The sequence below is a fragment of the Paraburkholderia sp. genome (assembly GCF_036488795.1).
GTDB lineage: Bacteria > Pseudomonadota > Gammaproteobacteria > Burkholderiales > Burkholderiaceae > Paraburkholderia.
In genome coordinates, this window is the sequence record NZ_DASXHA010000094.1 from 1 (window position 1) to 2,210 (window position 2,210).

The window sequence follows — 2,210 nt, forward strand, 5'->3', positions numbered from 1 at the left end:
GGGCGGCATGCGCCAGCGGGTGGGTTTTGCGCGCGCGCTGGTGGTCGACCCGACGCTGCTCTTGATGGACGAGCCGTTCTCCGCGCTCGACGTGCTGACCGCCGAGACGCTGCGGACCGATCTGCTGGATCTGTGGACGCAAGGCCGCATGCCCATCAAGTCGGTGCTGATCGTCACGCACAACATCGAGGAAGCGGTGTTCATGTGCGACCGCATTCTGGTGCTGTCGTCGAATCCGGGCCGCGTGCTGGCCGAGATCAAGGTGCCGTTCAAGCATCCGCGCAACCGGCTGGATCCGGCGTTCCGGCGGCTCGTCGACGACATCTACGCGAAGATGACCGCGCGTCAGACCGACGAGGCGACGAAGAAGGGACTGGAGCTGGGCAGCTGGTTGCCGCATGTGTCGACCAACCTGATGGCGGGTCTGATCGAAACGCTGGCCGCCGCGCCGTACCACGGCCGGGCCGACATGCCGGAAATCGCCCGTTCACTGCACCTCGAAGTGGACGATCTGTTCCCGGTGGCCGAAGTGCTGCAGCATCTGGGCTTTGCCGACGTGCGAGAAGGCGATATTTTCCTCACGCCGCCAGCGCGCGTGTTCTCCGAGTTCGGCACGCAGGAGCGCAAGATGATGTTCGCGGAACATCTGCTGCGTCACGTGCCGCTCGCCGCGCGAATCAAGAAGGTGCTCAACGAGCGGCCCGGTCATCGTGCGCCGCGGGTGCGCTTCGAGCAGGAGCTGGAAGATTTTCTGTCGGATAGCGCCGCGGAAGAGACGCTCGACGCGGTGATCAACTGGGGCCGTTACGGCGAAATCTTCTCGTATAACGACCAGACCGAAATTTTTAGTCTCGAAGACGTCGAGTCCTGAACGCGCTTCGAAGCGCTAAAGAAAAAAGGGGCGGCTGAAGTATTCAGCCGCCCCTTTTGCGTTATTGCAAGTTACCCCAGCGTTCGACGGCCGGTTCGGCGGACGCCCACCTCCAGCCCTGATCCTGCAGGCAGGCGCTGGCCGTGTACCAGTCTTCATGCGCGTCGGGCTTTTCTCCGTCAGCCACCGAGAACACGAATTCCTTGCAGATGGCGAGCGCCGACGTGAACGCGCGCGTGACCCGCACCTCACCGTGGCCGTTCTCGACGGGCAGCTTGTGCTTGACGCGCCACGGCTTGGTCTCGCCGACGGGCATGCCGCCCGCGAGCTCGGCGATCTCGTTCTGCTGATCCGCGTGCATGCTGCGCATGTAGCGGGCGACGGCTTCGTCGGTGGCGGCTTGCACCGCAATGCCGACGCCGATGCCCACCGCCGGATTGGCCGTCACCAGCCCCGAGGCGACGGCCGCCGCGGCGCCGCTCGCCGCGCCCACCGACGAGCAGCCGCTCGTCAGCAGGCTCGCGCCCACACATAGCGCGCCAGCCAGCACGAGGCGGGCGCTCAAGGGAAACGCTCGCAGCAAGCGGCGCGCGATAGTCAGGCGCGCGGTCATTGCAGCGCGCCCCAGCGCCCGGTGGCGGGTTCAGCCGAGGCCCATTTCCATGCAGTGCCGTCGCGGCAGATCGACGCGACATAGAACGCGCTGCTGGCCGGCTTGTCCTTGGTCGCATTTTCGTCGACCGAGAAGACGATTTCCTTGCAGTCGAGCGTGCCACTGCTGATGGTGCGGCTCACGGTCACGCGGCCATGCGTGTCGTCTTCGATGGGCACGGTGTGGGTCACGCTCCACGGCGCGATCGCGCCGACATCGAGCGGGCCGGCCACTTTGGCGATACCGTCTTGCGTATTGCGATGGATCACGCGTTCGGAGTACTGCACACCGGCCTGCGCCGCGGCGACCGCGCCAAGACCGATACCGGTCGCGACGGCGGCGTTGCGCGTCACGCTGCCGGCAATTGCCGCACCGGCAATACCGGCGCCGGCGGTGGCGCTTTCCGAGTAGATCGAACTACAGCCGCTGAAGGTGGCCGAGATCATAACGGCCAGTGCGACGAACGCGGTGAGGCGCGCGTGCCGGGCGCATGGCACCCGGCGCGCGAAGATGTTTTGCTTCTGCATTTCCCTGTCTTTGCTCCTGCATGGGTCGCTGCCGATGACGCCGCATGAGTCATTCGCTGGTTGCTGCTGCAAAAGCAGCAGGCGCGCGATACGTCGTGCGCGACGACGCAGCATTTTGCAGGATGCGTTTTGTAAATGGCAGCGGAAAAATGCAAGCAAT

3 protein-coding genes are annotated in these 2,210 nt (G+C 65.2%); 1 reads left to right on the plus strand and 2 read right to left on the minus strand.

Features of this window, described 5'->3' with window-relative positions; genetic code table 11:
- A partial coding sequence (locus VGH41_RS12540) for an AAA-associated domain-containing protein (protein WP_331597764.1) occupies nt 1-871 on the plus strand: 871 nt, incomplete at its 5' end.
- A 61-nt stretch (nt 872-932) separates the two neighbouring features.
- Here VGH41_RS12540 and VGH41_RS12545 read toward each other — a convergent pair.
- The gene (locus VGH41_RS12545) at nt 933-1,484 is read right to left on the minus strand and encodes a hypothetical protein (protein ID WP_331597765.1); all 552 of its coding nucleotides are present in this window, start codon (nt 1,482-1,484) and stop codon (nt 933-935) included.
- Entirely contained in the window at nt 1,481-2,050 is a 570-nt protein-coding gene (locus tag VGH41_RS12550) for a hypothetical protein (RefSeq protein WP_331597766.1), read from the minus strand. The genes VGH41_RS12545 and VGH41_RS12550 overlap by 4 nt, the downstream gene beginning before the upstream one ends.
- Nucleotides 2,051-2,210: the final 160 nt, after the last annotated feature.